Source organism: Bosea sp. 124, from assembly GCF_003046175.1.
Lineage (GTDB): Bacteria > Pseudomonadota > Alphaproteobacteria > Rhizobiales > Beijerinckiaceae > Allobosea.
In genome coordinates, this window is the sequence record NZ_PZZM01000001.1 from 5,435,548 (window position 1) to 5,462,467 (window position 26,920).

Consider the following 26,920-nt stretch of genomic DNA (forward strand, 5'->3'; position numbering starts at 1 on the left):
TTTCTTCATGAGATTTTGCGACATGAGATTCCGGACGTGAGATTTCCGCTTCTCTCCGTCGCGCTCTGCGCGGCAGCGCTTGCGGCAAGCGATGTCCGCGCGCAATCCTGGCTGCCATTCACCGGCTTCGCACCCCTGCCCTCTTTCGCCTGGTCGGAGCCGACGCTCGCGCCGGGCGGCATCAAATGGGACGGCTCCTACGCCCGGATCTCGACCGGGTTCAACGTCACCAGCTCGAAGCGGATGGGAACCAGCGCCGGGCCGACCTTCGGGCTTGAGGCCGGCACGATGCGGCAGGAAGGCAACTTCGTCTACGGCGTCGTCGGGGCGCTCGAATACATGCCGGCCTTCGGCGGCTACGGCACGCCGGGCTTCGGCCAGGTCGGCTATACGCGCGACTTCGCCGGGGCCTTCCAGGTCAAGGCGGGCGTCCTCGTGACGCCGGACGTGCTGCTTTACACCAAGCTCGGCATGTCGGCAGCCAACGAGACGATGCGCTACGGCGCGACGCCGTGGTCCGCGCCGTTCTCGCGCAGCGACATCATGGTCCGGCCGGAGGCGCGTGCCGGTGTCGAATGGGCCGTGACCAACAATGTGACGCTCGGGCTGGAAGTCGGCGTCGTGGGCCAGGCGATCCGCTGAGGATGTGAGTCAAGAGGCTGCGGAGTTGATTCACGAACCGCCTCCAACACCCTGATTCACAGAAGCTTTTCGTATCCCTTCACAGAAAGCGCGCGGGGAACGCCTCTTCTGTAGGGAGACGGCAGGGGTGAAGTATCGGCCCCTGGACGAGCGAAACGCGAATATCCGCGCAGCGGTGAGGGCCCTGCTAGAGCGTCAACCGGCCGACCCCTCACCCTGCCCTCTCCCTACGGGAGAGGGTTCCCCGCGCCTGCATGTTCCAGTTCGCGGGAACCTGGGAGCGGCTTCTACCCGCCGAACCTGTTGTTCTTCGGAAAGCCCTTCGGCGGCAGGCGGCCGGCTTCGCCGCGATGGCCGAGCCATTCCAGCAGTTCGCTCTGTGCCACCGTCCAGGTCCGGCCGGAGGTGTCGCGCCAGGTCAGGCCGTCCGCCAGCCTGAAGACCTTGGCATCCGAGACGCCGCCCTCCTTGTAGCGCTGCAGCCGCACGCCCTTGCCGCGCCCCATCTCCGCGACCTCGGAGATCGGGAAGCAGACCAGCTTGCGGTTCTGGCCGATGATCGAGACATGGTCGCCCTCGGCGGGGGCCGCCAGAAGCGCCGCGACCGGAGCCTCGACATTCAGCACCTGACGCCCCTTGCGGGTGTTGGCGACGACATCGTCGGTGGGTGCGACGAAGCCGCGGCCGTCCGTGGTGACCATCAGCAGCTTGAGACCGGGCCGGTATGGGAAGGCGGAGACGATCTCTGCCGTCTCCTCCAGCTCGATCATCAGGCGGATCGGATCGCCGAAGCCGCGTCCGCCGGGCAGCTTGGAGGCCTCCAGCGTGAAGACCTTGCCGTTGGAGGCGAGCACCAGGACCTTCGCGGTCGTCTCGGTGAAGAAGGCGGTCTTCAACCCGTCATCGCCCTTGAAGGTCAGGGTCGACTGGTCCTGGACATGACCCTTCAGCGCCCTGATCCAGCCCTTCTTCGAGATGACGACGGTCACCGGCTCGCGCTCGACCATCGCCTGGGTCAGGTCGACATCGGTGGTGTCGGGCATGTCGGCGAAGCTGGTGCGGCGCTTGCCGATCGCAGTCTCCGGCCCGAAGAGCTTCTTCACCTCGCGGATATCGTGCTGGATCAACTTCCACTGCACGGCTTCCGAACCGAGCAGTTCCTCGATCTGGCCCTTTTCCGTGGTCAGTTCGTCGAGCTCGGTCTTGAGCGCCATCTCCTCGAGCTTGCGCAAAGCGCGCAGGCGGGTATCGAGGATGGCGTTGGCCTGGATCTCGGTCAGCTCGAAGAAGCGCATCAGCTCGATCTTCGGCTCGTCCTCCTCACGGATGATCTTGATGACCCGGTCGAGGTCGAGATAGACGATCAGCAGGCCGCGCAGGATCTCAAGGCGTTTCTCGATCTGGCCGAGGCGGAAACGCGAGCGCCGCAGCAGCACGTCGCGGCGATGGTCGAGCCAGGCGCGCAGCGCCTCGTTGAGGCCGAGCACGCGCGGCACCAGCCCGCCGGTCAGCACGTTCATGTTCATCGAGATGCGGGATTCCAGCTCGGTCAGCCGGAAGAGCGATTCCATCATCAGGGCGGGATCGACATTGCGGGCGCGCGGCTCGATGACGACGCGGATGTCTTCCGCGGATTCGTCGCGGATGTCGCCGACCAGCGGCAGCTTCTTGTCGTTCAGGAGCTCGGCGATCTTCTCGATCAGCCGGCCCTTCTGGACCATATAGGGGATTTCGGTGACAACGACCAGCCAGGTACCGCGACCGAGATCCTCGGCCGCCCAGCGTGCCCGCGTGCGGAAGGCGCCGCGCCCGGTGCGGTAGGTCTCGGCCATCGAGGCCCGGCTCTCTACGATGACGCCGCCAGTCGGGAAATCCGGCCCCTGCACGAAGGTCATCAACTGCTCGGAGGCCGTATCCGGATGCTGGATCAGGTAGAGCGCGGCGTCGCAGAGTTCGGCGGCGTTGTGGGGCGGGATCGACGTCGCCATGCCGACCGCGATGCCCTGCGAACCGTTGGCGAGCAGGTTCGGGAAGGCGGCGGGGAGCACGATTGGCTCCTCGTCCTCGCCATTGTAGGTCTCGCGGAAATCGACTGCATCCTCATCGATACCGTCGAGGAGGAGACGCGCGACCTCGGTCATGCGCGCTTCGGTGTAACGGTAGGCAGCGGCATTATCGCCGTCGATATTGCCGAAATTGCCCTGGCCGTCGACGAGCGGATAGCGCTGGGCGAAATCCTGTGCCAGGCGCACCAGCGCATCGTAGACCGACTGGTCGCCATGCGGATGGAACTTGCCGATGACGTCACCGACGATACGGGCACATTTCTTGTGGACCTGGCCCGGATCGAGCCGCAGCAGCCGCATCGCGTGCAGGATGCGGCGATGAACGGGCTTCAGCCCGTCGCGTGCGTCCGGCAAAGCGCGGTGCATGATGGTGGAGAGCGCATAGGCAAGATAGCGTTCTTCGAGCGCCGTCTTCAGGTCGATGCGCTCGGATTCGTCCTCCGGCGGCGGATCGACCGGCTTTCCCATTGCTTGCATACCCCCGCTGCGATTTTGTCCGCGCCTCTATCGCACGGCGCGAATCACCCGGCTAGAACGATGGCGGGCGATACCCCCCTATGCAATCGGCCGGCACGTGCCCTGAACCGACGGAGAGCCGCATGACGAGCCATGATCACAGCGCGGACAAAGGCACCTGCTCCCTGACGGGGCGATCCTTGCCGAAACGCGAACTGGTCAGCCTCGACGCGCTGCGTCCGCCACTGGCCGATGCGATCCGGCGCGACCATCCCGACCTGCCGGCGCATGCACTGGTCGCACAGGATCAGATCGCCGCCTACCGCTCGCGCTATGTCAACGCACTCCTGGCCAGCGAACGCGGCGAACTCAGCGAACTCGACCGGCAGGTGGCCGAGAGCCTCGCCCGATCCGAGCTGATCACCAGCAACACCGATGACGAGCTCGACCGCGAGCGAACCTTCGGCCAGCGCCTCGCCGACCATGTCGCGAGCTTCGGCGGGAGCTGGGCCTTCCTGATCTCGTTCGGCGTCGTCATCGTCTTCTGGATGGCGATCAACGTGCTCGGCGCCACCAGCTTCGACCCCTACCCCTTCATCCTGCTCAACCTGCTGCTGTCCTGCCTCGCCGCCGTGCAGGCGCCCGTGATCATGATGAGTCAGCAGCGGCAGGAGGCGAAGGACCGGGCTCGCTCGCGCAACGACTACCAGGTCAACCTCAAGGCGGAGCTGGAGATCCGGCACCTGCACGAGAAGATGGACCATCTGGTCAACCGGCAGTGGCAGAGGCTGGCCGAAATCCAGGAGGTCCAGATCGAGCTGCTGCAGGAGTTGCGCAACGCTCAGGCGTCCGATGCCAGGGATGCTCGTGCGGCGATCTCGACCAGCCGCTCCCGCTCCGGCGGCTCGGGCAAGCCACGCGGCTCGAAGACGTGACGGCGCAGGAAATAGCCGGTCAGCGCGAAGCCGGCAGCGAGATCGGCTGGAACCGGCTGGCGCGCGCCCTGCCCTTCGCTCAGGAAGGGCGGTAGCGCCAGCAGCCGGTCGCGGTAAGGCTCCGCTTCCCTGCGGCTGACCGCCTTGCCCGATTTCGGCGAGACATGGCTGAGATCGTCGGGCGAGCCCGTTACCGCGCAGCGCGCGAGGTCGAGCCCGAAGCCGAGTTCGGCCAGCATCGCCACCTCGAAGCGCACGACCAGCGCCGGTGCGACCCCGGGCTCGTGCAGATGCTCGACCATTACGGCCAGCGCCTCGTGCAGGCCCGGATGGGGATCGCGCTCCGGCAGCAGGCGCAGCAGGGCCGAGATGGTGGCCAGCCCGTAGAGCGCGACCGGCGCCTCGATCAGGCGGGCCGCATGCGAGGCCAGCAGCTCGACCTTGTACTCGCCGAGATGCTCGTCGAGCCTCGCCCGCCAGGTCAGCGCGACGGCATTGCCCGGCTGAAGCACCGGCTGCTGCTTGGAGGAACGGCCGCCGCGCACGAGGCCGAGATGGCGGCCATGGTCCCGCGTCATCGCCTCCAGGATCACGGCGCTCTCGCCATGCCGCCTGACACCGATGATCGTGGCCTCGTCGCTCCATTCCATGGGAAGGGTTTAGGGCAGGACATCGCAGGGCGAAACAGTGCCGGCACGTCATGGTCGGGCTTGACCCGACCATCTCGAAAACCAGTGCCTTCTCGTCACGAGTTTCCCGGGTCGACGCTCCGCGCCGCCCGAGAATGACGTCTACGCCACATATTGCGCGATGCCGCCGCCGAAGGACCAGTCCTCGCGCTTGACCTCGACCAGGCTGATGAAGATGTCGTCGGGCTTCAGGCCCGGCTCGTGCTGCAGGTTCTGGGCGATCGCAGCATAGAGGGCCTTCTTCTGGGTGATGCCGCGGGTGTTGGCGACCGTGAGCTGTATGATCACCAGCCCGGCCGAACGCTCGAAGCCGAAATAGTTGGCGTCGAAGACGAACTCCTCGGCGTCGTGCTGGTGGACCACGGCGAAGAGATCGTTCTCCGGCACCTCGAAGGTCGAGCGCAGGGCGCGGTAGACGCCGTCGACGATCGCGGCGGGATGCGAGGCCGGGCGGCCGCGACGCATCGAGATCCGGATCAGGGGCATGGCAGGCTCCAAAAGCTGGCAGCTTCACGGGCAAGGCACCGAGCCTCGCGAACAGCCTCACGCTAGGCCTCTTGCATCAATCTGAAAATCGTATTGATATGAATATCAGTGATACGGATTTATGATTTATCATGAGCGCCACCCTGAACATCGACGCCGTCGCCGCCTTTCTGCAGACGGCGGAACTCAACAGCTTCACCCGCGCCGCCGAGGCGCTGGGGACGGCGCAATCGCTGGTCAGCACGCGGATCAAGCGGCTGGAAGACGGGCTCGGCCAGACGCTGCTGCGGCGTCATCCGCGGCTGGTGCGGCTGACGGCGGAAGGCGAACGCTTCCTGCCGGCCGCGCGCGAGCTGATGGCGGCGCATGAACGGGCGCTCGGTGCCTTCCGGCAGCCCGGCGAGCGTATCACGCTGGGCATCAGCGAACAGGCCGTCGGCGCCGAGATCCCCGCCGTACTGGGCAGACTCACGGCCCAACACCAAGGCATCGTCATCAATCTCAGAATCGAGGCGTCACGGGCACTGGAAGCCGCGTTCGAGCGGGGCGAGCTCGACGTCGCGATCGTTCGCCGGCTGGGCGCGGGGCGCACCGGCGAGGTGCTGCGCGAGGACGTCTTCGGCTGGTTTGCGGCGGACAGCCTGGTTCGCCGGCCGGACGAAGCCCTGCCGCTGGTGAGCCTCATCGCCGAATGCTGGCTGCGACAGCACGGCATCGACGCGCTCGACCGCGCTGGCCTGGCCTGGCGTGAGGCCTTTATCGGCGGCGGCATGGCGGCCGTTCTGGCGGCCGTCTCGGGCGGGCTCGGGGTCTCCCCGCTGGCGGCACGGATCGCGCCGCCAGGCGCCGTCGATGTCGGGCCAGCCTGGGGGCTGCCGCCTCTCGGGACCTCGGTGGTGGTGCTGCGCAGCCAGGTGGCGACGCCGCGTGCGACCGCTTTCGTCAGAACGCTCGCCGCGGCCTTCAGGATGCCGAGCGGCTCCTGAAGGCGCAGCGTCCGCCGATCGCCTCACGCGGCGTAGCGTGCGGCCGGCTCGGCGTTCGGGAAGTTCTGGATCATGGCGACGCGCGCCGTCTCGAAGGCATCCCACTGGCTCGCATCCGGAAGCGAGGGGATGGTGATGGTCTCGCGGCGATCGAAGCCGACGAGCGCGGCATCGACCATCTTGTCGACATCCATGACGCCGGTCAGCGTCTCGATATCCCGGCCCGAACGCTTCCAGATCTCGGTCCGCGTGGCGGCGGGCATCACGGCCTGGACATAAAGCCCGCGCGAGCCGAGCTCGACCGTCATGGCCTGCGACATCGCGATCACGAAGGCCTTGGTCGCGTTGTAGATGCCGAGCGGGATCTCGGGAGCGACGCCGAGCACGGATGCGATGTTGATGATCGCGCCGCCGCCGCGGGCCAGCATGCCGGGGACCGCCGCCGCGGCGAGGCGGCTCACCGCCGTGACGTTGAGGCGGATCAACGCGTCGAAGGCGTCGGCGTCGGCCTGCGCGAAGGCGCCGTGGGCGGCTGCGCCGGCATTGTTGACCAGCAGGCCGATGGTCTCGTCCTCGCGCAGCCGCGCTTCCACGGCGGCGAGCTGGGACGGCTGCGTCAGGTCGGCAGGCAGGACATCGACCCTCACCCCGGTCTCTGCGCGCAGCCGCGCCGCCAGCGCATCGAGCTTCTCACGGTTGCGGGCGACGAGGATGAGGGGATGGCCGCGGTGAGCCAGCCGGTCGGCGTAGACGGCGCCGATGCCGGTCGAGGCGCCGGTGACGAGCGCAGTCGGGCGAATATCGGACATGACAGCATTTCCCGGAAGTCGAGGAGGCGGGCGGGACCCGGATGCGACCGGCCCTGAACCCGTCCAATGATGATGATGATCATCATTGTTGTGCTTTAATGATGATCATCATCTATGGTGTCAAGCGAGGAGAGACAGTCATGAAAATCAGTCGCGACAAGTTGATCGAGAACCGGCGCCGGATTCTGGAGGCGGCAGCGCGGCTGTTTCGCGAGCGCGGCTTCGATGCGGTGACGGTCTCGGAGGTGATGAAGGCCGCCGACCTGACCCATGGCGCCTTCTACAACCACTTCACCTCGAAGGACGATCTGGTCGCGAAGGCCTTTGCGCATGTGCTGCTGCCGGACCAGCCGAATGACGGCCTGGCCGGTCTGGAGATGGCCGACTATGCCCGCATCTATCTGAGCGCTGCCCATCGCGACGCGCCAGGCAGCGGCTGCATGCTCAGCGCGCTGGCGACCGAGGGCGCCCGCAGCAATGCCGAGGCGCGCAAGATCATGAGCGAGGCGACGCGGGGGCAGATCGCGCGCTTTGCGGCGACGGCTCCAGGCAAGACGGAGCAAGAGCGGCGCCGCGCCGCGATGGCGCGCTGGTCGGCGATGCTCGGCGCCGTGATCCTGGCACGGGCGATCGACGACACGGCCCTTTCGGACGAGATTCTCGCGGCAACGCTGGACGCCGTCGAGACGTGAGGGCCCGCCCTACCCGACCACGCGCTCGACCCGGCTGATCACCCGCTTCTCGCGCAACTCGCTGATGATGGCGCTGAGATGCTTCAGGTCCCACACCGTCAGGTCGATGGTGACGTTGGTGAAATCCTGGTTCGGGCGATGCATCGCGACCGCGTCGATATTGCCGTCATGCTCGGCGATGGTCGTGGTGATCTGCGCCAGCGAGCCCGGCTCGTTGATCGAATGCAGCGAGATGCGCGCCGGGAAGCGCTGCGGCGCCTTGTCGTCGAGGTCCCAACGCACGTCGAGCCAGCGCTCCGGCTCGTTGTCGAAGGCGGCCAGCGCCGAGGACTGGATCGGATAGATCGTCACCCCCTCGCCCGGCGTCAGGATGCCGACGATGCGGTCTCCTGGCACGGCGCCGCCATTGGGCGCGAAGCGCACCGGCAGGTCGCCGCCGAGGCCGCGGATCGGGATCGCGTCGTCGCCCGGCGTCTCTCCGGGCAGCTTGAACTTCAGGTTCTCGCCCTGGCGCAGCTCGAACCAGCCCTTGCCGTTTCCGGCCGGGGCACCGGCGGGTCTGGGCTCGGTCGTGCCGCGCTTCTCGGGTTCGAGATCGGGATAGACCGCCTTGACGACGTCGCCGGAATACATCTCGCCGCGCCCGACGGCCGCCAGCACGTCGTCGACCGCGGTGCGGGCGAGCCGCTTCAGGGCGGCCTTCAGCTTCTCGTCCGAGAACGGCCGCTCGGCCCGGCTGAAGGCGCGCTCCAGGATCTGGCGGCCGAGCCCGGAATATTGCCGGCGGACCGCGGTGCGGGTGGCGCGCCGGATCGCGGCACGGGCCTTGCCGGTGACGACAAGCGATTCCCAGGCGGCCGGCGGCGTCTGCCCCTCGGCGCGGGTGATCTCGACCTCGTCGCCATTGGCAAGCTCGGTCAGCAGCGGCGCGATGCGGCCGTTGATCTTTGCACCGACGGCGCTGTTGCCGACATTGGTGTGGATCGCATAGGCGAAGTCGATCGGCGTCGCGCCGCGCGGCAGCGCGATCAGCCGGCCCTTCGGCGTGAAGCAGAAGACCTGGTCGTGGAAGAGTTCGAGCTTGGTGTGCTCGAGGAACTCCTCCGGGCTGTCCCCCTCCGCCAGCAGATCGACCGTGCGGCGGAGCCACTGATAGGCACGGCTCTCATCGGCATACTGGACGAGTTCGGTGGTGCGGCCGTCCTTGTAATGGGCATGGGCGGCGATGCCGAATTCGGCGATGCGGTCCATCGTGTCGGTGCGGATCTGCAGTTCGACGCGGCTGTGGCCGGGCCCGACCACCGTCGTATGGATCGAACGGTAGTCGTTCTGCTTGGGCGTCGAGATGTAGTCCTTGTAGCGTCCCGGGACCATCGGCCAGGTCATGTGGACGATGCCGAGCACGCGGTAGCAGTCCTCCGGCGCCTCGACGATGACGCGGAAGCCGAAGATGTCGGAGAGCTGCTCGAACGAGATCGATTTGCGCTCCATCTTCTTCCAGATCGAATAGGGGCGCTTGCGCCTCCCCGAGACCTCGGCCTGGATGCCGCTGGCGGCGAGCTTGTCCTTCAGGTCCTTCTCGATCTCGCCGATGACGTGGCCTTCGCGCTCGGTGACATCTTCGAGCCGCTTGGTGACGGTCGCATGCGCCTCCGGCTTGATGTGGCGGAAGGCGAGTTCCTCAAGCTCCTCGCGCAATTCCTGCATGCCCATGCGGCCGGCGAGCGGGGCATAGATCTCGGCCGTCTCCTCGGCGATGCGCAGGCGCTTCTCGGGCGCCATGAAATGCAAGGTGCGCATGTTGTGCAGCCGGTCGGCGAGCTTGACCAGCAGCACACGGACATCGTCGACGATGGCAAGCAGGAGCTTGCGGAAATTCTCGCCCTGGGCCGCCTTCTTCGAGACGAGGTCGAGCTTCTTGATCTTGGTCAGCCCGTCCACGAGACGGCGGATATCCGGCCCGAAGATGCTCTCGATCTCCTCGAGCGTCGCGGCGGTGTCCTCGACGGTGTCGTGCAGGACGGCTGCGACGATCGTCGCATCGTCGAGCTTGAGATCGGTCAGGAGGGCCGCGACTTCGAGCGGATGGGCGAAGAACGGATCGCCCGAGGCACGTTTCTGCGTGCCATGCGCCCGCATGGCATAGACATAGGCCCGGTTGAGCAGGTCCTCGTCGGTATTCGGATTGTAGCTGCGAACCCGGTCGACGAGTTCGTATTGCCGCATCATGCCCATGCGGGCCCTCTGTCACGCCTGCCTAATCTGCGAACAACCAATATCGGTGCGGGGCGAACGGGCAGCAAGGCGTATTCTCACAGGCGGGCATGAAAAAGCCCGGCGGTGCCGGGCTTTAGCGGGACTGGCGAAGATATCGTGCAGGACGGCTCCGGGGACGGATCAGTCCTCGTCGTCGGCGCTCTCGGTCGGCGGGACGAGCCCGTCGAGGCCGCGCAGCAGATCGTCCTCGCTCATGCGGTCGAACTGAACCTCCGAATCGGGGGCGGAGGGGTTCGGCACCGAGGTGGTGAGCAGCGGCACGGTCTCGGCCTCCGGCTCGTCGACCTCGACATGCTTCTGCAGCGAGTGGATCAGGTCTTCCTTGAGATCCTCGGGCTTGAGCTTCTGGTCGGCGATCTCGCGCAGCGCGACGACGGGGTTCTTGTCGTTGTCGCGGGCAACGAGGATCGACGATCCGGACTGGATCATCCGCGCCCGATGGCTGGCAAGCAGAACCAGCTCGAAGCGGTTGTCGACCTTGTCGATGCAATCCTCAACGGTGACGCGAGCCATGGCGCGGCTCCTTCTGATCTTTAGCGATGCAGGGAAGATGATGTGAGCCGGCCTTACAGGCAAAGCGCGGCGGATGCAAGATTTTCGCGTGACGCCCGGCCGGGCTCAGCCGCGCATCCGCCTGACCATTTCCTCGAGGCCCGGCTCGCGCCGGCCTTCGACACCCACGGCGATGTCCATCGCCGGCAGTTCGTGCGGCGCGAGCTGGGCGAAGCGCATGCGCATCGTCGTCGCGACGCCCTCCCCGAAGGCGATCGCCTCGCGGTTGCCGACCGAGGACAGGAATTTGAGCGTGCTCGCCGACGCATCGGAGATCGCCGACCGGATGATCTGCTGGTCGACCTCGTTGGCGAGGCGCATGGCGAAGACGGTCGAGCACTGCGACAGGATGGTCGGATCGAGCTCGCCCGGCCGCTGCGTGACGACGCCGAGATAGGCGCCGTATTTACGGCCCTCCTTGGCGATGCGCGCGATGGCCTGCCGGGTCGGCAGGAATCCGAGCGACTGGTCGGCCGGCACGTAGCGATGCGCCTCCTCGCAGAGCAGCAGGATCTCGTAGGTGCCCTGGCTCGCCATGGCGAGATCGAAGGCCAGCCGCGCCAGCACCGAAGCCACCGCATCGACAACCTCCGACGGCAACCCGCCGAGCTGGAAGACTGTGATCGGCCGCCCATGATGCGGAACGCGGAAGATCTGGGCGACGACCGGCGCCATCGTCTCCATCATGTTGGCGCGCGCGAACATGAACTGGTAGCGCGGATCGCCGTGCAGCGCCTCGATCCGGACCTTGAGGGAACGCAGCGAGGGGCGCGGCCAGCGCATCTCGTGCAGCCCGATCAGTTCGTCGATGATGGCGAGCGCATCGGTGATCCGATAGGGCGTCGGCATGTCGCTGGCGCTGCCCGTCCCGTCCTCGCGCCGCGTGACGCCGGCATCGAGCGGGCGCTTCAGCAGGCTCGAATTGAGGTCGCGCATCGGGTTGCGCTGGGTCCCGGCGCGGTAGCGCTCGCGCGCCGCCGTCACGACCTCGCGCAGGATGTCGGCCTCCTCCTCGAAGGCCGCCCGGCCGCGGAAGATGACCTCGCCAAACTCCTCCAGCTTGAACATCCAGAACGGCAGATCGAGCCCTTCGGCATCGATCGACAGGGCGCGGTCGGGAAAGGCCCCGGCATATTCGTTGTGCGGATCGAGGATCAGGACGCGCAGCCGCGGGCGGGCGGCGATCGCCCGGCGCAGCAGCAGCGCGACCGCGCTCGACTTGCCGACGCCGGTGGTGCCGAGCAGGGCGAAATGGCGCGACAGCATGTCCTCGATGCAGACCGTCGCCGGGATCGTGGCATCCTGGGACAGCGTCCCGATCGCGACGCCGTTGCGGGAACCCAGATCGTGCACGAGGGCCAGATCGCCCGTCCGGATGCGATGCGCGATGGCTCCGATCGGCGGATAGGTCGAGATGCCGCTCTGGAAGCTCGAACGTCCGCCCGGGTGCTCGGTCACCTCGCCGAGCAATTCGACCTGAACGTGAATGACGTTGTCGGCCGCCTCTTCCCAGACCGGATTGACGGCGTGCATCTCATAGACAAGGCCGACGATACGGGTGTTGCCGAGATTGATCGAGATCATCCTGCCGACGGTCCAGGATTCAGGCCCGAGGCGATCCATGCCCGCGACCGTGCTGGCGATGGTCGCGCGCGAGCCGTCGCAGGAGACGACCCGCCCGAGCGAACGTTCGGAGTCCTGGCTCGCATCGCGCCGGTCGCGCGTCAGATCGTTCTCGAACGACCCTGTTTTCACAGCAAGCTGCACGATCGCACCCCGTCTCCACCCTGCTCTGCCTGCCAACCACGCTAGGCAACAGCCCTTTACGTTTGGCTTATGTGCGGGAAAACGGGCCAAGCCTCTGGCGACGCGGTTACCAAATCGCGAAGACGATGTGGCGAGCTGTCGCGACCGATCACGAAAACTGGTCTCGGCCATGACAATCCCTGCCTTGAGCCGATGGCGCATCTTCGTCTATGCACGGCCTCGATGGCGAGGGAGCGAACCATGACGAGCCGGCTGCGACTGGGCGTGAACATCGATCACGTCGCAACCGTGCGGAACGCCCGCGGCGGTGCCCTGCCCGACCCGGTCCGGGCCGCGCACCAGGCCGTCGCGGCCGGGGCCGATGGCATCACGGCGCATCTGCGCGAGGACCGCCGGCATATCCGGGACGCCGACATGGCGCGTCTCGCCGCCGAGCTGACGAAGCCGCTTAATTTCGAGATGGCGACGACGCCGGAGATGCTGGCGCTGGCCGAGCGGCTGAAGCCGCATGCCGCATGCCTGGTGCCCGAGAAGCGCGAGGAGCGCACGACGGAGGGCGGGCTCGACGTCGTCGGCCAGGAAGCGGCGCTCGTGCCGGTGGTCGCGCGGCTCACTGCAGCCGGCTGCCGCGTCTCGCTGTTCATCGAGGCGGATGCGGCGCCGATCCGGGTGGCGGCGAAGCTGGGCGCGCCGGTGGTCGAGCTGCATACCGGGAGCTGGTGCGAAGCGGTCGTCGCCGGCGAAGCGGAGAAGGCGCAGGCCGAATTCCGGCGCCTCGCCGAAGGCGCCGCGCTCGCAGCCTCGCTCGGCATCGAGGTGCATGCCGGGCACGGGCTCGACTACGACACGGCGCGGCTTCTGGCGGCCGTGCCGGAATTCGTCGAGTTCAACATCGGCCATTTCCTGATCGGCGAGGCGATCTTCATCGGCCTCGACGCCGCCATCAACAGGATGCGGCAGGCGATGGACGAGGGTCGCGCGGCTGTCTAGATCGAGGCACCCGACCGGAGGCGAGTTGTCGATCCAGCTCCCTGTTCTGGCATCGGAATTGTCCGGACGTGGATTCCCCTTTCCGGTCCGATGCTCTAAACCCGGGCCATGATCCTCGGCATCGGCTCCGACCTCTGCGACATCGACCGCATCGAGAAATCGCTGGCGCGCTTCGGCGAACGCTTCACCCACCGCGTCTTCACTGCCGGCGAGCGCGCCAAATCGGACCGGCGCGCGACGCGGGCGGCCTCCTATGCGCGGCGCTTCGCCGCGAAGGAGGCTTGTTCCAAGGCTCTCGGCACGGGCCTGCGTGCCGGCGTGTTCTGGCGCGACATGGAGGTGATCAACCTGCCGAGCGGCCGGCCGACCATGCGGCTGACCGGCGGCGCCGCCGAACGGCTGAAGGCGATGACGCCGCCCGGCCACGAGGCCGTCGTGCATGTCTCGATGACCGACGACCCGCCGATGGCGCAGGCCTTCGTCGTGATTGAGGCCGTGGCGACGGCCGGCTGAGGCCGGGCGCCGCGCACTCGTCTCACTCGGCCGGAGCGGTCCCGACGACCTGGCCGCTCGGTTCTTCGCTGAGCCAGCGATAGAGGATGCCGCCGAGCGCCCCGCCGATCAGCGGCGCCACCCAGAACAGCCAGAGCTGGCCCAGCGCCCAGCCACCGACGAAGAGCGCCGGGCCGGTGCTGCGCGCCGGATTGACCGAGGTGTTGGTCACCGGAATGCTGACGAGGTGGATCAGGCAGAGACCGAGCCCGATCGCGAGCGGGGCGAAGCCGGCCGGCGCCTTGCCATGGGTCGCGCCCATGATGATGAAGAGGAACATCATCGTCATCACGACCTCGGTCAGGAAGCTCGCGAAGAGGCTGTACTTACCGGGCGAATGGTCGCCATAGCCATTCGAGGCGAAGCCCTTGGCGAGATCGAAGCCCGGCGCGCCGCTGGCGATGAGATAGAGCACGCCTGCAGCCACGACGCCGCCGACCACCTGCGCCACGACATAGGGCAGGATCTGGTTCGTCGGGAAGCGGCCGCCCGCCGCGAGGCCGACGGTGACGGCCGGGTTGAGATGACAGCCCGAGATGTGGCCGATGGCATAGGCCATCGTGACGACGGTCAGTCCAAAGGCGAGCGAGACGCCGAGCAGGCCGATGCCGACCTGCGGGAATCCGGCGGCGATGACCGCGCTGCCGCAACCGGCGAAGGTGAGCCAGAAGGTGCCGATCGCTTCCGCTGCGTATTTTTTGCCGTTCATGGTCGCTCCCCCGCGAATCGAGTTGTGATCGTGCTCCTCGCAGGGGGCGTGGTCAATTGCCGCACCCTGTGCCTCTCCCGGCGTTGCTGAGGGAACGCCCCTCCGCTGCCGCGACGTTGTCTGCCGGGCAACATTCCGCTAGACCGCGCGCTGGACCACCGTCCCAGGAGCGCCCGCGTGGCCAACGACGTCGATGCCAAGAACAAGGCCGCCAGGGACGAAGGCGGGATCTTCGAGACCATCAAGGTCGTCGTCCAGGCGCTGCTGATCGCGCTGGTGATCCGCACCCTGCTGTTCCAGCCGTTCAACATCCCGTCGGGATCGCTGATCCCGACGCTGCTGATCGGCGACTATCTCTTCGTCTCGAAATACACCTATGGCTATTCGAAGCACTCGATCCCGTTCAGCCCGCCGCTGTTCTCGGGCCGCGTCTGGGCGGCCGAGCCGAAGCGCGGCGACATCGCCGTGTTCAAGCTGCCGACCGACAATGCGACCGACTACATCAAGCGCGTCATCGGCCTGCCAGGCGAGCGCATCCAGATGATCGACGGCATCCTGCACATCAACAACCAGCCGGTGAAGCGCGAACGGATCGCCGACTTCGTCACCACCGACAACTGGGGCCGCAGCACGCCCTCGATCCAGTATCGCGAAACCCTGCCCAACGGCGTCTCGCACCAGATCATCGAGCGCGAGGGCGACACCGGCAGCTTCGACAACACGCCGGTCTTCGTCGTGCCGCCCGGACACTTCTTCATGATGGGCGACAATCGCGACAACTCGCTCGACTCGCGCGACCGCAGCGTCGGCTTCGTGCCGTTCGAGAACTTCGTCGGCCGCGCCGAGATCATCTTCTTCTCGATCGAGGACGGCGCCTCGGCCTGGAAGCTGTGGGAATGGCCCTGGACGGTTCGCTGGAACCGTCTGTTCAGCGCGATCAAGTGAGCAAGGCCGGCGAAAACGCGCGCAAGGCGCCGGACACCACCCGTCTGCAAGAGACGCTTGGGCATGTCTTCGTCGATCACGGCCTGCTGACGACCGCCCTCACCCATATGAGCGCGGAAGGCCCGCGGTTGGAGAGCTATCAGCGGCTGGAATTCCTCGGCGACCGCGTGCTGGGCCTGAGCATCGCCGACATGCTGTTCGTCCGCTACCGCGAAGCCGAAGAAGGCGACATGTCGCGCCGGCTCGCCGATCTCGTCCGCAAGGAGACCTGCGCCGAGGTCGCGCTGGCCTGGAACCTCGGCGCCTTCATGCGGCTCGGCGAGGGCGAGATCCTCGGCGGCGCGCGCAAGAACAAGGCGATCCTGGCGGATGCCTGCGAAGCGATCATCGGTGCGGTCTTCATCGATGGCGGCTATGCTGCGGCGCGCGGTCTGGTCGAGCGTGCCTTCGGCGAGCGCCTGCTCAAGCCCGTGCGGCCATTGCGCGACGCCAAGACGGCGCTGCAGGAATGGGCCCAGGGCCAAGGCTACCAGACGCCGACCTATAGCGAGCGCGGGCGCTCGGGGCCGGACCATGCGCCGGTGTTCCGCGTGGCGGCCCGCATCCCGGGCCTGGCCGATGCCGAGGCGCAAGGGCCCTCGAAGCGGCTGGCCGAGCAGGCCGCGGCCGAAGCCTTCCTGCGACGGGAAGGCCTGTGGAGTGAAACGATGGAGAGCGACAATGGCTGAAGCGGAGAAAGGCGGCGAAGCGATTCAGCCGACGCGCTGCGGCTTCGTCGCGCTGATCGGCGCGCCCAATGCCGGCAAGTCGACGCTGCTGAACCAGCTCGTCGGCGCCAAGGTCTCGATCGTTTCCCGCAAGGTGCAGACGACGCGGACGCAGGTGCGCGGCATCGCGCTGTCAGGGCCGGCGCAGGTGATCTTCGTCGATACGCCGGGCATCTTCACGCCCAAACGCCGGCTCGACCGCGCCATGGTGACGAGCGCCTGGGGCGGTGCCACCGATGCCGACCTGATCGGCGTGCTGATCGATGTCGAACGCTTCGACAACGAGGAGAACACGCGGCTGCTGGAAAAGCTCTCCGAACTGAAGCAGCCGAAATTCCTGATCCTCAACAAGATCGACACGGTGGCGAAGGAAAAGCTGCTCGAGATCACCACCAAGGTGAACGAGCAGGGTCAATTCGAGACGACCTTCATGATCGCGGCGCTGACCGGCTATGGCGTCAAGGACATCCTGATCTGGCTGGAGACACGGCTGCCGCTCGGCCCCTGGCTCTATCCGGAAGACCAGATATCGGATGCGCCGCTGCGTTTCCTCGCCGCCGAGATCACCCGCGAAAAGATCTTCGAGCGGCTGCATGACGAGCTGCCCTACCGCTCGACCGTCGAGACCGAGCAATGGCAGCAGCGGCCCGACGGCTCAGTCCGGATCGAGCAGACGATCTATGTGGAGCGCGAGGGCCAGAGGAAGATCGTGCTCGGCGAAGGCGGCCAGACGATCAAGGCGATCGGCCAGAAGGCCCGCATCGAGATCGCCGAGGCGGCCGAGGCCACGGTACATCTCTTCCTGTTCGTGAAGGTACGCGAGAACTGGAGCGACGATCCGGCGCGCTATCGCGAGATGGGGCTGGAGTTTCCGAAGGGCTGAGGGGTCGTTGTCGTCCCGTCATGCCGGATAGGCCGCGAAACGGCGTCGATCCGGCATGCATCTATAGCCACCAACTCTATGAGGGATTCCGGGTCTGCGCTTCGCTGCGCCCGGAATGACGGTGCGTGGTGAGCGCGACAGCATATTGAAGCCTTGCGCCGAGCCACGATCCGACGCAAAGACGCCCGCGACCGATTTTGCGCGCTGGAGCCCCCATCATGACCGACGACGACGTCCTGGCCGAATTCCGTGATGCCGGCGCGCTGCTCGAAGGGCATTTCATCCTGTCCTCGGGTCGGCGCAGCGCCGTCTTCCTGCAGAAGATGTTCGTCTTCCAGGACCCGGTGCGGACGGAGCGGCTGTGCAAGGCGCTGGCGGCCAAGATCGAGGCGCAGTTCGGCCAGATCGACTATGTCGTCTCGCCGGCCGTCGGAGGCATCGTGCCGGGCTACGAGACGGCGCGCCATCTCAAGGCCAAGGCCGTCTTCGTCGAGCGCGAGGGTGGCGTCTTCAAGCTGCGGCGCGGCTTCACGCTGCCGGCCGGCGCGCGCTGCATCATCATCGAGGACATCATCACCACCGGCCTTTCGCTGCGCGAATGCCGCGATTCCGTGCTGGGCGAGCCCGGCACCATCCTTGGCGCCGCGTGCCTGATCGACCGTTCGGCCGGGCGGGCAGAACTCGGCATGAAGCTGGTCAGCCTGATGGAATTCGACGTTCCGGACTACGCGCCCGAGGGCGTGCCGCCCGAACTCGCGGCCATTCCCCCGATCAAGCCGGGCAGCCGCGGCCTGACTGCCTGAACCAGGTTATCCCTTCCGGGCTGAAGCGGGAGGCCTCATGGGCCTGCCGCCGACGGCGAACACGTATGCGCGAGCCGACATGGTTCGACCGCCTTTCCTTCTCATTGTCATCGTTCAAAGCGTTTTCATCCGGAGTGATTTCAATGGCGGCCGACCCGCGCATCGCCCTTTTCATCGATGGCGCCAATCTCTACGCGACGTCCAAGCAACTCGGCTTCGACATGGACTACCGCCGCCTGCTGCGTGAATTCCAAGGGCGCGGCAACCTGATCCGGGCGTTCTATTTCACGACTCTGGTCGAGAGCGAGGAATACTCGTCGATCCGGCCGCTGGTCGACTGGCTCGACTACAACGGCTACCGCGTCATCACCAAGGCGGCCAAGGAGTTCACCGACGCCACCGGGCGCCGGCGGATCAAGGGCAACATGGATATCGAGCTGGCGATCGAGATGCTCGAACTCGCACCCCATCTCGACCAGATCTACCTGTTCTCCGGCGACGGCGATTTCCGGCCGCTGGTCGAGGCCGTGCAGCGCAAGGGCGTCAAGATCTCGGTGGTCTCGACGATCTCGACCAACCCGCCGATGGTCTCCGACGAGTTGCGCCGCCAGTGCGACGAATTCCTCGACCTCGCCCAGTTGATGCCGAAGATCGGGCGCGACCCGTCCGAGCGTGCCGGCCGCAGCAGCGGGGTGGCCCCGGTCACACCGGGCAATCCGGGGCTGGAACGCCGCTACGGCATCCGCCAGGGCGACGAGACGGTGGAGGGGTAGGCCTTCCCTCTCCTCTCGGGGGAGGCGGGCCTCAGGCGGCACCGGCCTTCATGATGCGGGCCTTGTCGCGGTTCCAGTCGCGGTTTTTCTCGGTCTCGCGCTTGTCGTGCAGCTTCTTGCCGCGACCGAGGCCGAGCTCGACCTTGGCGCGGCCCTTGTCGTTGAAATAGACCTTCAACGGGATCACGGTGTAGCCGTCGCGCTGGATCGCGCCCATCAGCTTGTTGATCTGGCGGCGATGCAGCAGCAGCTTGCGCGGCCGCTTGACGTTGTGATTGAAGCGGTTGGCTTCGAGATATTCCGGGATATGGGCGTTGAACAGAAAGAGCTCCGTGCCCATCGGCCCGGCATAGCTCTCGCCGATCGTCGCCCGGCCGCCGCGCAACGATTTGATCTCGGTGCCCTGCAACACAATGCCGGCCTCGAGCGTCTCGACGATCTCGTAGTTGTAGCGCGCCTTGCGGTTGTCCGCGGCGAGCTTGAAGCGATCCGGATCGAGCTTGCTCATTTTGTCTGACCTCGTCAGCCTCCCTGGCGTCAGCCGGGGCAACCGGACGAACGCAGCACCCTTATCTAGGCATTCAACAGGCCGGCGAACACCATCGCCTCGCGAATGACCTTGCCTGTCGGCGCCGTGACCGGCAGCAGAGGCAAGCGGACCTCCTCCACGATGCGACCGAGGAGGCCGAGGCCATGCTTGGCGCCGGCGAGGCCGGGCTCCTTGAAGACCGCGTCATGCAGCGGCACGAGCCGGTCCTGGATCCTGAGTGCTCCGGCGTAGTCGCCCTTCCGCACCGCCGCCATCAGTTCCGCGCAGAGCTGCGGCGCGACATTGGCGACGACCGAGATACAGCCATGGCCGCCAGCCGCCATATAGGCCAGCGCGGTCATGTCCTCGCCCGAAAGCTGGATGAAATCCGGCCCCATGGCGTGGCGCTGCTGCGAGACGCGGGCGAGATTGGCGGTCGCGTCCTTGACGCCGGCGATGTTCTTCAACTCGTAGAGCCGCGCCATGGTCTCGACCGACATGTCGACGACCGAACGCGGCGGGATGTTGTAGATGATGATCGGGATGCCGACCGCATCGTTCACCGCCTTGAAGTGCTGGTACATGCCCTCCTGGGTCGGCTTGTTGTAGTAGGGCGTCACGACGAGCACGGCCTGCGCGCCGGCCTTCTCGGCATGGATGGCGAGATCGATCGCCTCGGTGGTGTTGTTCGAGCCGGCGCCGGCGATGACGGGCACCCTGCCCTTCGCTTCCGCCACGACGATCTCGACGACACGCTTGTGCTCGTCATGGGAGAGGGTCGGGCTCTCGCCGGTCGTGCCGACCGGAACCAGCCCCGAGGACCCGCTCTCGATCTGCCAGGTGACCAGCGCGCGCAGCGCCGCCTCGTCGATCTTGCCGCCCTTGAACGGCGTCACCAGCGCAGGCAGCGAGCCGGTGAAGGCGGTGTGCTTGGTCATGAAAGCGGCATCCTGACGCAAAAAGGCAGTTTGGAGGGCGTCACTCATAAACCGTCCCCCGCTGCAGGCAAAGCGGGCAACCCATCAAAATGCGTGGCCTCATGGTTAAGTCTTCTTAAACGCGCTTCCGCGAGCATCGCAGGCTACGCATCCGACCGTGGAGCCTGCCATGGCCTTGCCTGCCATTCGCCTGCGGATGATCCGCCTCGCCGTGCCGGCGCTGCTCGCGGCGATGCCCGCCCTCGCCTCGGACGACGGCGGGCATCCGGCCCAGCAGGCCCGCCTCGACGCCGTCGATGTCGAGACCACGGCGGCGCTGCCGCCCTACCCCGGCGACGCCTTGCAGGCCGGCACTATCAGCATCGACAGCGTCAAGAGCGCGGTGGCGGCCTATCGGCGCGGTGCGCTCGGCGAAGGCGATGCCCTCGCAGGCGCGATCGACGACCGGACCACCCGCGCCCTGCTCGAATGGGTCGCGATCCGCTCCGGCGCGAACCTGATCTCGTTCTCGCGGATCGACGCCTTTCTCAAAGCCTATCCGAACTATCCGGCGACGACGCTGTTCCGGCGGCGCGCCGAGGAGATGCTGATCGCCGAGAAGAAGAGTCCGGCAGCGATCCGCGCCTTCTTCCATGGCCAGCGCCCCGTCAGCCCGGCAGGGCGGATCGCGCTCGCGCTCGTGCTGAAGGCGGAGGGCAAACCGGCGGAAGCGGCGGCCCTGGCACGCCAGAGCTGGCTGCAGGACCATCTCGGCGCTCCGCTGGAAAAGATCGCGCTCGACGCCTTCGGCGAGGTGCTGACCCCGGCGGACCACCGCCTGCGCGCCGAGCGCTATCTCTTCCGCGAGAACGCGACCGCGGCCCTGCGCAATGCGGCGCGGGTCTCGGCGGACTATGTCGTGCTGGCGAGAGCGAGGCTGGCAAGCGCCAAGGCGAGGCGCCCGATCGCTCCCTCGCTGATCTCGGCGGTGCCGGCCTCGCTCAAGGCCGACCTCTCCTTCGCCTTCCTGCTGGCGCAGCAGGCGAGGCGCTCCGACAAGCCGGACGAGGCCGCCAAGGCGCTGGCGAACGTCCCGCGCGACCCGGCCCTGCTCGGCGATGGCGACGAATGGTGGATCGAGCGCCGGCTGATCGCCCGCAAGCTGCTCGACGGGGGCGACGCGGCCAAGGCCTACGAGGTCGCGGCCGGCCATGGCGCCGAGGATACCGCCGAGCGCATCGACGCCGAATGGCATGCCGGCTTCATCGCCCTGCGCTTTCGCGACCAACCCGGCATCGCCCTGGAACATTTCAGCGAAGCCGCCAGGCAGGCCGAGACGCCGATCTCGGTCGCGCGCGCCAGCTATTGGCTGGGCCGCGCCCATGAGGCGATCGGCAAGGCGGAGGATGCCAGGGCGGCCTATGAGCGCGCAGCCGAACACCCGGTCGCCTATTATGGCCAGTTGGCCCGCGCGCGGCTCGGCCTGCCGGACCTGCCGCTGCGGCGCTCGGCCTCGGCGTCCCTTCAGCATCTGCCGGGGCATCAGGGGGTACGCCTGCTCTATCGCATCGGCGAGCGCGATCTCGCCGTCCAGATGCTGATCGATCTCGCCCAGCGCCTGCACACGACACCGGCGCTCGAGGCACTCGCGGCCATCGCCCAGCGCGAGGGCGACACGCGCGCCCTGCTGGCGCTGGGCAAGACGGCGCTGCAGCGCGGCTTCCCGCTCGACACCGCCGCCTTCCCGATTTCGGGCGTGCCGGAATTCCCGGTGCTGGGCGACCCGATGGAGCGCGCCATCGTCCACGCCATCGCGCGGCAGGAGAGCGCCTTCGACCCGACCGCGATGTCGCATGCGGGCGCGCGCGGGCTGATGCAGATGATGCCGGCCACCGCGCGCGAGACGGCGCGTCGCGCCAACCTGCCCTTCGACTGGCCGCGGCTCGGGCGCGATGCGCTCTATTCGGCCCAGATGGGCGCCGCGCATCTCAACGACCTGCTGAAGGAGTGGCGCGGCTCCTACATCCTGACATTCGCCGCCTATAATGCCGGCTCCGGCAATGTCAGGAAATGGATCGACGCCTATGGCGACCCGCGCAAGCCGGAGGTCGACGCCGTCGACTGGGTCGAGCGCATCCCCTTCTACGAAACCCGCAACTATGTGCAGCGGGTGATGGAGAACCTGCAGGTCTACCGCCAGCGGCTGAACCAACGGACCGCCTATCTGATCGACCATGACTTGAAGCGCGGCGGGCGGCGGGATTAGATCGACGGGAGCTGATGGGTTCCGAGATCATGCGCGCCGTCATCCCGGGCGACCGCAGGGAGACCCGGGATCCATTCCGGAGCCTCTTCGGCAAGCGCTCAGGCATGGATCCCGGATCTCCGCTTCGCTGCGTCCGGGATGACGCGCGGATTTATGACAAGCGAAGCGGAGTTCCGCATGCCCACAGAGACCGGCTTCACTTCGCTTTTCTTCAGCGCCCGCGACGGCCTGCGGCTGCATGCGCGCGACTATGGCCCGTTGGCGTCGCCCGCCCTGCCCGTCGTCTGCCTGCCCGGCTTTGCCCGTTCCGCCGCCGATTTCCACGAACTGGCGCTGGCGCTGTCGCAGGACGAAGCCAGGCCGCGGCGCGTGCTGGCGCTGGATTATCGCGGGCGCGGCCTGTCGGCCTATGACCGCGACTGGAAGAACTACGACATCCGCATCGAGCTCGACGACCTGATGCAGGTGCTCGTCGCCACGGGCATCGAGGCGGCGGTCTTTGTCGGGACCTCGCGCGGCGGATTGCTGACCATGGCGATGGGCGCGGCGCGACCGGGCACGATCAAGGGCGTGGTGCTGAACGACATCGGGCCGGTGATTGATGCGCGCGGACTACTCCGAATCCGGGGCTATGTCGGCAAGCTGCCGCTGCCGCGCAGCTTCGCCGAGGGCGCCGAGATCCTGAAGCGGCTCTCGGACCAGCAGTTCCCGCTGTTCGGCGATGCCGAATGGGAGATCATGGCGCGCCGGACCTGGACCGAGCGCGACGGCCGGCTGAAGCCGGATTACGACCAGAACCTGATGAAGGTGCTCGAGGAGCTCGACCTGGAAGCGCCGCTGCCGGTGCTGTGGAGCTATTTCGACGGGCTGAACACCGTGCCGATGCTGGCGATCCGCGGCGCCAATTCCGACCTGCTCGCGGAAAAGACCCTGATCGAGATGGGCGAGCGGCATCCCGATTGCGAGATTTTCGTCGCGCCCGGACAGGGCCATGCGCCGATGCTGGGCCCGAAGGACATGGTGCGGCGGATCGGCCGGCTGATCGCCCGCGCCGAGCGCCGCGCCGCCTGAAGCCGATCAGGCCAAAGGCTTGTCCGAGGGTTCACCCGCGGCATCGGCTTCTGCCGGCTTGACGACATTGTCCTGCCCGGCAGAACCATCGTCGCGCGAGGTGTCGACGAGACCGGCCTTCGCCCGCGTGGCAAATTCGGTCTCGCCGCCGGCCGCGAGCGTTTTCGCCTGATCGACCCAGTCTTCCCGCTCGATGCGCCCCGGAAAGGCCAGATAGCTGCCAACCCATTCGACGTTCCGGGGCGTCCAGGCGGCGATCTGCTCGAAATGCCAGATGCCGAGCCCATGAAGGCGGGCCTCGTTCTGGCGCCCGACCCCCTTGATCAACTTGAGATCATCGGGTTTGTCGTGCTTGGCCGCCACCGATCCGGCGGGGCGCTGCCCCGGGATATCAGCCTCGCCCTCGACCTGCGGCAGGGTCGCCACAGGGGCTGCCACGACGGGGGTTGCGGCCTCGGCCGGGGCGCGCGTGCCGCGCAGCACGCCGGCCAGGATACAGCCGGCGACATAGACAGCCGTGAACAGCAGCGCGGATTCGACCCAGGTCGCCGGCTCGCCATTCAGGAACTGCAGCCAGGTGAGCGCGGCACCCACCCCCCATAATGCGGCGAACCAGCCGGCGGCGCGGCCAAGGAGCCTGAGCTTGCCGCCGTCATGGCCGATCCAGCCCATGACGAGGCCGAGCGCGAAGGCCGCAACGAGGAACCAGACGAACTGGCTGGCGAGATAAAGCATGTCCGCCCCCTAGATCACGTCCCGTTCGGACGGACTCGTCCGAACGGGAGAACCGTGATCGCTTCCAGAAATTATGCGCATGGCTCTTCCGAAAAGCCGGTTCCGCACCTTTCGAGCCCCGCTCATTTCGCGACCGTGAACTGCACGCGCCGGTTCATCGGCTTGGCGTCGGCCGAGCCATGCGGCACCAGCGGCCGCTCCGTCCCGAAGCCGCGCGTCTCGAGCCGGGCCGGATCGATGCCGCGCCGAAGCAGTTCGTCGCGGACGCGAAGTGCCCGGCGGGCCGAGAGGTCGAGATTATTGAAGCCGTCGCGATCGCCATCACTGTTGGCATGGCCCTCGATGGTGATGCGCGCGCCGGGGCACTGCGTCAGGATGGCGACCGCTTCGGCGATGACGCGCTCGGTCGGCGCATCCAGCGTCACGGCCGCCGCGCCCTGCGCGAACAAGACCGTGTTGCGCTTGGTCAGCGCATCGAGATCGTTCTGGCAGGTCGCCGGCGGATCGACGATGCAGCCGGTCTGGCGCAGACCGATCGCCGCGTCCATCCGGTAGCCTGGGGGCAGGCCGGTGCTGGCGCTGGTCTCGACCTCGCGCTTGATGAGATCGCGGCAGGTCAGGCCACGCAACGTAACCAGATCGTCCGCGATCGTCGCAGAGCCAAAATCGAGACGCAGCAGATTGGTCACCGCCATCCTGGCGACCGCGGCGAAACCGGCCGGCGCCCCCGGCAGGATCTGCGTCTCGTCGTTGAACCTGCCCTTGAGAGGCGAAGCCTCGACCAGCGCAAGCAGGGCGGCGCGTGTCTGCGCATCCGGCAAGGCGCCGGTCAGGGTCAGCCCGCTCCGATCGGCTGAGAGCGACAGGACATAGGGCCGAACCGCGATCGCAGCGGTGCCCGCAGTGCCGAGGCTGAGGCCGGCAGGCAGCGGCTGGCGGCGCAATGCTGCCTCGAGTTCCTGCCAGGCCTGGCCGTTGGCAACCTCGCCCGACAGAGCCAGCACCGCGCCGGCAAGCGACACCGAACCCCGCTTAAGCTTGCCGAGGAGGTCGAGAGCGAACCCGGTGGCCGCTCCGTAATCGGGCTCCTCGCGCAGGTTCGGCTCCAGTATCAGTTGATCGGAAACCGCAGCGGAGGGTGCGAGCCCGCGCGCCAGCGCCAGAAGCGCCGCGCGGGCGGGGGCATCGCGCACCAATCCTCTCAGGGCGACGCCGTCTTCCCCGATGGCGGCGCTCCAGGTCAGCGGCACGGCCGGAGCCGCCGGCACGGCAGGCGGCGGCGCGGCGGGCAATTCCGACGGCAGAAAGACCGGCGCGGGAATCTCGGGCAGCGGCGGCATCAGGGTCTCGACCGGAGGTGGCGGTTCCGGCGGGCAGACGATCGAGGCCTGGGCAACCGAATCCGGCCCGTCGCCCTGGGCTATCTGCAGGCGCAGCGCCTGGCAGGCCTCGAAGGTCGCCGGCCCATCACCGGACAAGGCATAAGCGTCCCCGGTCAGTTCCGCCTTGCCCTGCCGCAGCCGGGCGAGATCGCCCAGCGCCCGCGTCACCTTCACCAGGAAGGCCGCCGGCTCGCCGGCTGCCGGCTTCATCCCGTCCTCAATGCCGATGGTGCCCGGAAAGGTGCGCCTGAGCAGGCCAAGAATCTGCTGGCGGGCCGCGTCGGACGGGTAAAATCCCGTCAGTCGCAGCGTGTCTCCGGCCAGGCGCTCGACGCCCCAGCGATAGGGCGCCACGACCGGTGGCTCAAGGGCGCAGGGCACCGACTGGAAGCCGTCGCGGGCGAGTGCGGTCGCCGCCTGCAAGGCGAGGAAGTTGTCGGGGGTGTCCGCCCTGCCCTCGATGCAGAAGCGCGTGTCGTCGAGGGCGACCTTGCCGGTGGCGAGCCGTGGCAATTCGGCGAGAACCGCCTTGGTCATGGCCTGGAAACCCGCAGGGGCGCCGAAGGCGAGGCTCTGGCGGTCGTCGATCCGGAGGCCGGGCAAGGCCGCGGCGGCGGCTGCGACATTGGCGATGGCGGTCGCCTCGTCAGGCACGAAGCCGTTGAGGGTTACGACTCCGCCCTGGCGACTGGCCGACCAGCTATAGGGACGCTGGGCGACGACCTGCGACAGGCCGCCGAGCGCCCGGCGCACGCCGAACTCGGACCGCAAGCGCGCAATCGCCCGCGCCGCACCATCGGCGGAGAGCGCCTCGCCACTGATCGTCACATCGCGCCCGTCGACCTGGGCGGTGACCGGACGTGCACCGGGTGCCTCGCCTGCGATGGCCGCAACGGCCTCGACCGCACGGCGACCGACATCGCGCTCGATGGTATCCCCGACGAACAGGTTGGCGGTGCCCCAGAGCAGCGCCAACGGCAGCAGCCCCCAAAGCCAACGTCCCGGTTGCGCCATGCCACTCCCCTGAAGCCCGATCCCGGCTCACCCCTCGCGAGACGGGAAGCCGGCCTCGCCCGGAACCAGAAGCAATGCGGTTTCAGGCTCTTGAAGAACGTCGCTCATCCCGGAACACACCTCGCGAGCCGCATCGTGCAGGCGGAATCACGAAATGTGTCCGAAAAAGGACAACGCCCTCTAGAAGGCGTTTTGCGAAGCGGCTGTCAACCGTCTGGCCCGTGTCG

The 26,920-nt window shown here is 67.4% G+C and carries 25 protein-coding genes; 13 read left to right on the forward strand and 12 right to left on the reverse strand.

All coding sequences use genetic code 11. From position 1 onward, the window contains the following. Positions 1-36 precede the first annotated feature (36 nt). A complete protein-coding gene (locus C8D03_RS25820) occupies positions 37-642 on the forward strand; it encodes an outer membrane protein (protein WP_108050951.1) in 606 nt (201 codons plus the stop codon). A gap of 287 nt (positions 643-929) precedes the next feature. Here C8D03_RS25820 and parC read toward each other — a convergent pair whose 3' ends face one another. Next, positions 930-3,176, reverse strand: a complete 2,247-nt coding sequence (gene parC, locus C8D03_RS25825; RefSeq protein ID WP_108050953.1) for a DNA topoisomerase IV subunit A — start codon at positions 3,174-3,176, stop codon at positions 930-932. A gap of 131 nt (positions 3,177-3,307) precedes the next feature. On the opposite strand from parC, the gene C8D03_RS25830 reads away from it, so the two are divergent. After that, a complete protein-coding gene (locus C8D03_RS25830) occupies positions 3,308-4,099 on the forward strand; it encodes a DUF1003 domain-containing protein (protein ID WP_108050955.1) in 792 nt (263 codons plus the stop codon). Here the strand turns inward: C8D03_RS25830 and recO are convergent. Then, entirely contained in the window at positions 4,006-4,749 is a 744-nt protein-coding gene (gene recO, locus C8D03_RS25835; RefSeq protein ID WP_108050957.1) for a DNA repair protein RecO, read from the reverse strand. The genes C8D03_RS25830 and recO overlap by 94 nt on opposite strands. A 141-nt stretch (positions 4,750-4,890) precedes the next feature. Beyond that, positions 4,891-5,274, reverse strand: coding sequence for a tautomerase family protein (locus C8D03_RS25840; RefSeq protein WP_108050959.1), 384 nt, complete (start codon positions 5,272-5,274; stop codon positions 4,891-4,893). A 131-nt stretch (positions 5,275-5,405) separates the two neighbouring features. On the opposite strand from C8D03_RS25840, the gene C8D03_RS25845 reads away from it, so the two are divergent. Beyond that, entirely contained in the window at positions 5,406-6,260 is an 855-nt protein-coding gene (locus C8D03_RS25845; RefSeq protein WP_108050961.1) for a LysR family transcriptional regulator, read from the forward strand. A 23-nt stretch (positions 6,261-6,283) separates the two neighbouring features. Here C8D03_RS25845 and C8D03_RS25850 read toward each other — a convergent pair whose 3' ends face one another. Further along, the gene (locus tag C8D03_RS25850) at positions 6,284-7,069 is read right to left on the reverse strand and encodes an SDR family NAD(P)-dependent oxidoreductase (protein ID WP_108050963.1); all 786 of its coding nucleotides are present in this window, start codon (positions 7,067-7,069) and stop codon (positions 6,284-6,286) included. A gap of 140 nt (positions 7,070-7,209) precedes the next feature. Between C8D03_RS25850 and C8D03_RS25855 the strand changes: the two genes are divergently transcribed. After that, positions 7,210-7,761: a TetR/AcrR family transcriptional regulator gene (locus C8D03_RS25855; RefSeq protein ID WP_108051996.1), complete on the forward strand. Its 552-nt coding sequence runs from the start codon at positions 7,210-7,212 to the stop codon at positions 7,759-7,761. Positions 7,762-7,770: 9 nt separating this feature from the next. Here the strand turns inward: C8D03_RS25855 and C8D03_RS25860 are convergent, their stop codons facing one another. From C8D03_RS25860 to C8D03_RS25870, 3 genes are all read right to left on the reverse strand, one after another. Further along, entirely contained in the window at positions 7,771-9,990 is a 2,220-nt protein-coding gene (locus C8D03_RS25860; protein ID WP_108051997.1) for a RelA/SpoT family protein, read from the reverse strand. A 168-nt stretch (positions 9,991-10,158) separates the two neighbouring features. Beyond that, the gene (gene rpoZ, locus C8D03_RS25865; protein WP_108050965.1) at positions 10,159-10,551 is read right to left on the reverse strand and encodes a DNA-directed RNA polymerase subunit omega; all 393 of its coding nucleotides are present in this window, start codon (positions 10,549-10,551) and stop codon (positions 10,159-10,161) included. 105 nt (positions 10,552-10,656) lie between these two features. Beyond that, entirely contained in the window at positions 10,657-12,345 is a 1,689-nt protein-coding gene (locus tag C8D03_RS25870; protein WP_248308627.1) for an ATP-binding protein, read from the reverse strand. Between the two features lie 252 nt (positions 12,346-12,597). Between C8D03_RS25870 and C8D03_RS25875 the strand changes: the two genes are divergently transcribed. Both C8D03_RS25875 and acpS read left to right on the forward strand, forming a co-directional pair. After that, positions 12,598-13,347, forward strand: coding sequence for a pyridoxine 5'-phosphate synthase (locus C8D03_RS25875; protein ID WP_108050968.1), 750 nt, complete (start codon positions 12,598-12,600; stop codon positions 13,345-13,347). 108 nt (positions 13,348-13,455) lie between these two features. Beyond that, the gene (acpS, locus tag C8D03_RS25880) at positions 13,456-13,860 is read left to right on the forward strand and encodes a holo-ACP synthase (protein WP_108050969.1); all 405 of its coding nucleotides are present in this window, start codon (positions 13,456-13,458) and stop codon (positions 13,858-13,860) included. A gap of 22 nt (positions 13,861-13,882) precedes the next feature. Here acpS and aqpZ read toward each other — a convergent pair whose 3' ends face one another. After that, complete coding sequence (aqpZ, locus tag C8D03_RS25885; RefSeq protein WP_108050971.1) at positions 13,883-14,608, reverse strand: aquaporin Z; 726 nt, start codon at positions 14,606-14,608, stop codon at positions 13,883-13,885. Positions 14,609-14,785: 177 nt separating this feature from the next. Between aqpZ and lepB the strand changes: the two genes are divergently transcribed. The 5 genes from lepB (at position 14,786) to C8D03_RS25910 (ending at position 18,779) form a co-directional block, all read left to right on the forward strand. Further along, on the forward strand, positions 14,786-15,553 hold the full coding sequence (gene lepB, locus C8D03_RS25890; protein ID WP_108050973.1) for a signal peptidase I: 768 nt from the start codon (positions 14,786-14,788) through the stop codon (positions 15,551-15,553). After that, positions 15,550-16,281 carry a ribonuclease III gene (gene rnc / locus C8D03_RS25895; RefSeq protein ID WP_248308628.1) on the forward strand — a complete coding sequence of 244 codons (732 nt, stop codon included), beginning with the start codon at positions 15,550-15,552 and terminating at the stop codon, positions 16,279-16,281. Before lepB ends, rnc begins: the two co-directional genes overlap by 4 nt. Next, positions 16,274-17,203 carry a GTPase Era gene (gene era / locus C8D03_RS25900; protein ID WP_108050977.1) on the forward strand — a complete coding sequence of 310 codons (930 nt, stop codon included), beginning with the start codon at positions 16,274-16,276 and terminating at the stop codon, positions 17,201-17,203. Before rnc ends, era begins: the two co-directional genes overlap by 8 nt. A gap of 218 nt (positions 17,204-17,421) precedes the next feature. Continuing rightward, entirely contained in the window at positions 17,422-18,006 is a 585-nt protein-coding gene (pyrE, locus tag C8D03_RS25905; RefSeq protein WP_108050979.1) for an orotate phosphoribosyltransferase, read from the forward strand. Between the two features lie 143 nt (positions 18,007-18,149). Then, positions 18,150-18,779: a LabA-like NYN domain-containing protein gene (locus C8D03_RS25910; protein ID WP_108050981.1), complete on the forward strand. Its 630-nt coding sequence runs from the start codon at positions 18,150-18,152 to the stop codon at positions 18,777-18,779. Positions 18,780-18,810: 31 nt separating this feature from the next. Here the strand turns inward: C8D03_RS25910 and smpB are convergent, their stop codons facing one another. Both smpB and dapA read right to left on the reverse strand, forming a co-directional pair. Next, complete coding sequence (gene smpB, locus C8D03_RS25915) at positions 18,811-19,287, reverse strand: SsrA-binding protein SmpB (RefSeq protein ID WP_108050983.1); 477 nt, start codon at positions 19,285-19,287, stop codon at positions 18,811-18,813. A 65-nt stretch (positions 19,288-19,352) separates the two neighbouring features. Continuing rightward, positions 19,353-20,246: a 4-hydroxy-tetrahydrodipicolinate synthase gene (dapA, locus tag C8D03_RS25920; protein ID WP_108051999.1), complete on the reverse strand. Its 894-nt coding sequence runs from the start codon at positions 20,244-20,246 to the stop codon at positions 19,353-19,355. Between the two features lie 169 nt (positions 20,247-20,415). Here dapA and C8D03_RS25925 point away from each other — a divergent pair, with 169 nt between their 5' ends. Further along, a complete protein-coding gene (locus tag C8D03_RS25925) occupies positions 20,416-22,491 on the forward strand; it encodes a lytic transglycosylase domain-containing protein (RefSeq protein WP_108050985.1) in 2,076 nt (691 codons plus the stop codon). Positions 22,492-22,668: 177 nt separating this feature from the next. Beyond that, positions 22,669-23,562, forward strand: a complete 894-nt coding sequence (locus C8D03_RS25930; protein WP_108052000.1) for an alpha/beta fold hydrolase — start codon at positions 22,669-22,671, stop codon at positions 23,560-23,562. Between the two features lie 6 nt (positions 23,563-23,568). Here the strand turns inward: C8D03_RS25930 and C8D03_RS27070 are convergent, their stop codons facing one another. Further along, positions 23,569-24,297, reverse strand: a complete 729-nt coding sequence (locus C8D03_RS27070) for a hypothetical protein (protein WP_108050987.1) — start codon at positions 24,295-24,297, stop codon at positions 23,569-23,571. A gap of 122 nt (positions 24,298-24,419) precedes the next feature. Next, positions 24,420-26,693: an OmpA family protein gene (locus C8D03_RS25940; protein ID WP_146170291.1), complete on the reverse strand. Its 2,274-nt coding sequence runs from the start codon at positions 26,691-26,693 to the stop codon at positions 24,420-24,422. Positions 26,694-26,920 lie beyond the last annotated feature (227 nt).

Excerpts from the sequence above, each read along its gene's own strand:
- parC (WP_108050953.1), bottom strand. The coding sequence starts at position 3,176 with ATGGGAAAGCCGGTCGATCCGCCGCCGGAGGACGAATCCGAGCGCATC.
- C8D03_RS25830 (WP_108050955.1), top strand. The coding sequence starts at position 3,308 with ATGACGAGCCATGATCACAGCGCGGACAAAGGCACCTGCTCCCTGACG.
- recO (WP_108050957.1), bottom strand. The coding sequence starts at position 4,749 with ATGGAATGGAGCGACGAGGCCACGATCATCGGTGTCAGGCGGCATGGC.
- C8D03_RS25840 (WP_108050959.1), bottom strand. The coding sequence starts at position 5,274 with ATGCCCCTGATCCGGATCTCGATGCGTCGCGGCCGCCCGGCCTCGCAT.
- C8D03_RS25845 (WP_108050961.1), top strand. The coding sequence starts at position 5,406 with ATGAGCGCCACCCTGAACATCGACGCCGTCGCCGCCTTTCTGCAGACG.
- C8D03_RS25850 (WP_108050963.1), bottom strand. The coding sequence starts at position 7,069 with ATGTCCGATATTCGCCCGACTGCGCTCGTCACCGGCGCCTCGACCGGC.
- C8D03_RS25855 (WP_108051996.1), top strand. The coding sequence starts at position 7,210 with ATGAAAATCAGTCGCGACAAGTTGATCGAGAACCGGCGCCGGATTCTG.
- C8D03_RS25860 (WP_108051997.1), bottom strand. The coding sequence starts at position 9,990 with ATGATGCGGCAATACGAACTCGTCGACCGGGTTCGCAGCTACAATCCG.
- rpoZ (WP_108050965.1), bottom strand. The coding sequence starts at position 10,551 with ATGGCTCGCGTCACCGTTGAGGATTGCATCGACAAGGTCGACAACCGC.
- C8D03_RS25875 (WP_108050968.1), top strand. The coding sequence starts at position 12,598 with ATGACGAGCCGGCTGCGACTGGGCGTGAACATCGATCACGTCGCAACC.
- acpS (WP_108050969.1), top strand. The coding sequence starts at position 13,456 with ATGATCCTCGGCATCGGCTCCGACCTCTGCGACATCGACCGCATCGAG.
- aqpZ (WP_108050971.1), bottom strand. The coding sequence starts at position 14,608 with ATGAACGGCAAAAAATACGCAGCGGAAGCGATCGGCACCTTCTGGCTC.
- era (WP_108050977.1), top strand. The coding sequence starts at position 16,274 with ATGGCTGAAGCGGAGAAAGGCGGCGAAGCGATTCAGCCGACGCGCTGC.
- pyrE (WP_108050979.1), top strand. The coding sequence starts at position 17,422 with ATGACCGACGACGACGTCCTGGCCGAATTCCGTGATGCCGGCGCGCTG.
- C8D03_RS25910 (WP_108050981.1), top strand. The coding sequence starts at position 18,150 with ATGGCGGCCGACCCGCGCATCGCCCTTTTCATCGATGGCGCCAATCTC.
- smpB (WP_108050983.1), bottom strand. The coding sequence starts at position 19,287 with ATGAGCAAGCTCGATCCGGATCGCTTCAAGCTCGCCGCGGACAACCGC.
- dapA (WP_108051999.1), bottom strand. The coding sequence starts at position 20,246 with ATGACCAAGCACACCGCCTTCACCGGCTCGCTGCCTGCGCTGGTGACG.
- C8D03_RS25925 (WP_108050985.1), top strand. The coding sequence starts at position 20,416 with ATGGCCTTGCCTGCCATTCGCCTGCGGATGATCCGCCTCGCCGTGCCG.
- C8D03_RS25930 (WP_108052000.1), top strand. The coding sequence starts at position 22,669 with ATGCCCACAGAGACCGGCTTCACTTCGCTTTTCTTCAGCGCCCGCGAC.
- C8D03_RS27070 (WP_108050987.1), bottom strand. The coding sequence starts at position 24,297 with ATGCTTTATCTCGCCAGCCAGTTCGTCTGGTTCCTCGTTGCGGCCTTC.
- C8D03_RS25940 (WP_146170291.1), bottom strand. The coding sequence starts at position 26,693 with ATGGCGCAACCGGGACGTTGGCTTTGGGGGCTGCTGCCGTTGGCGCTG.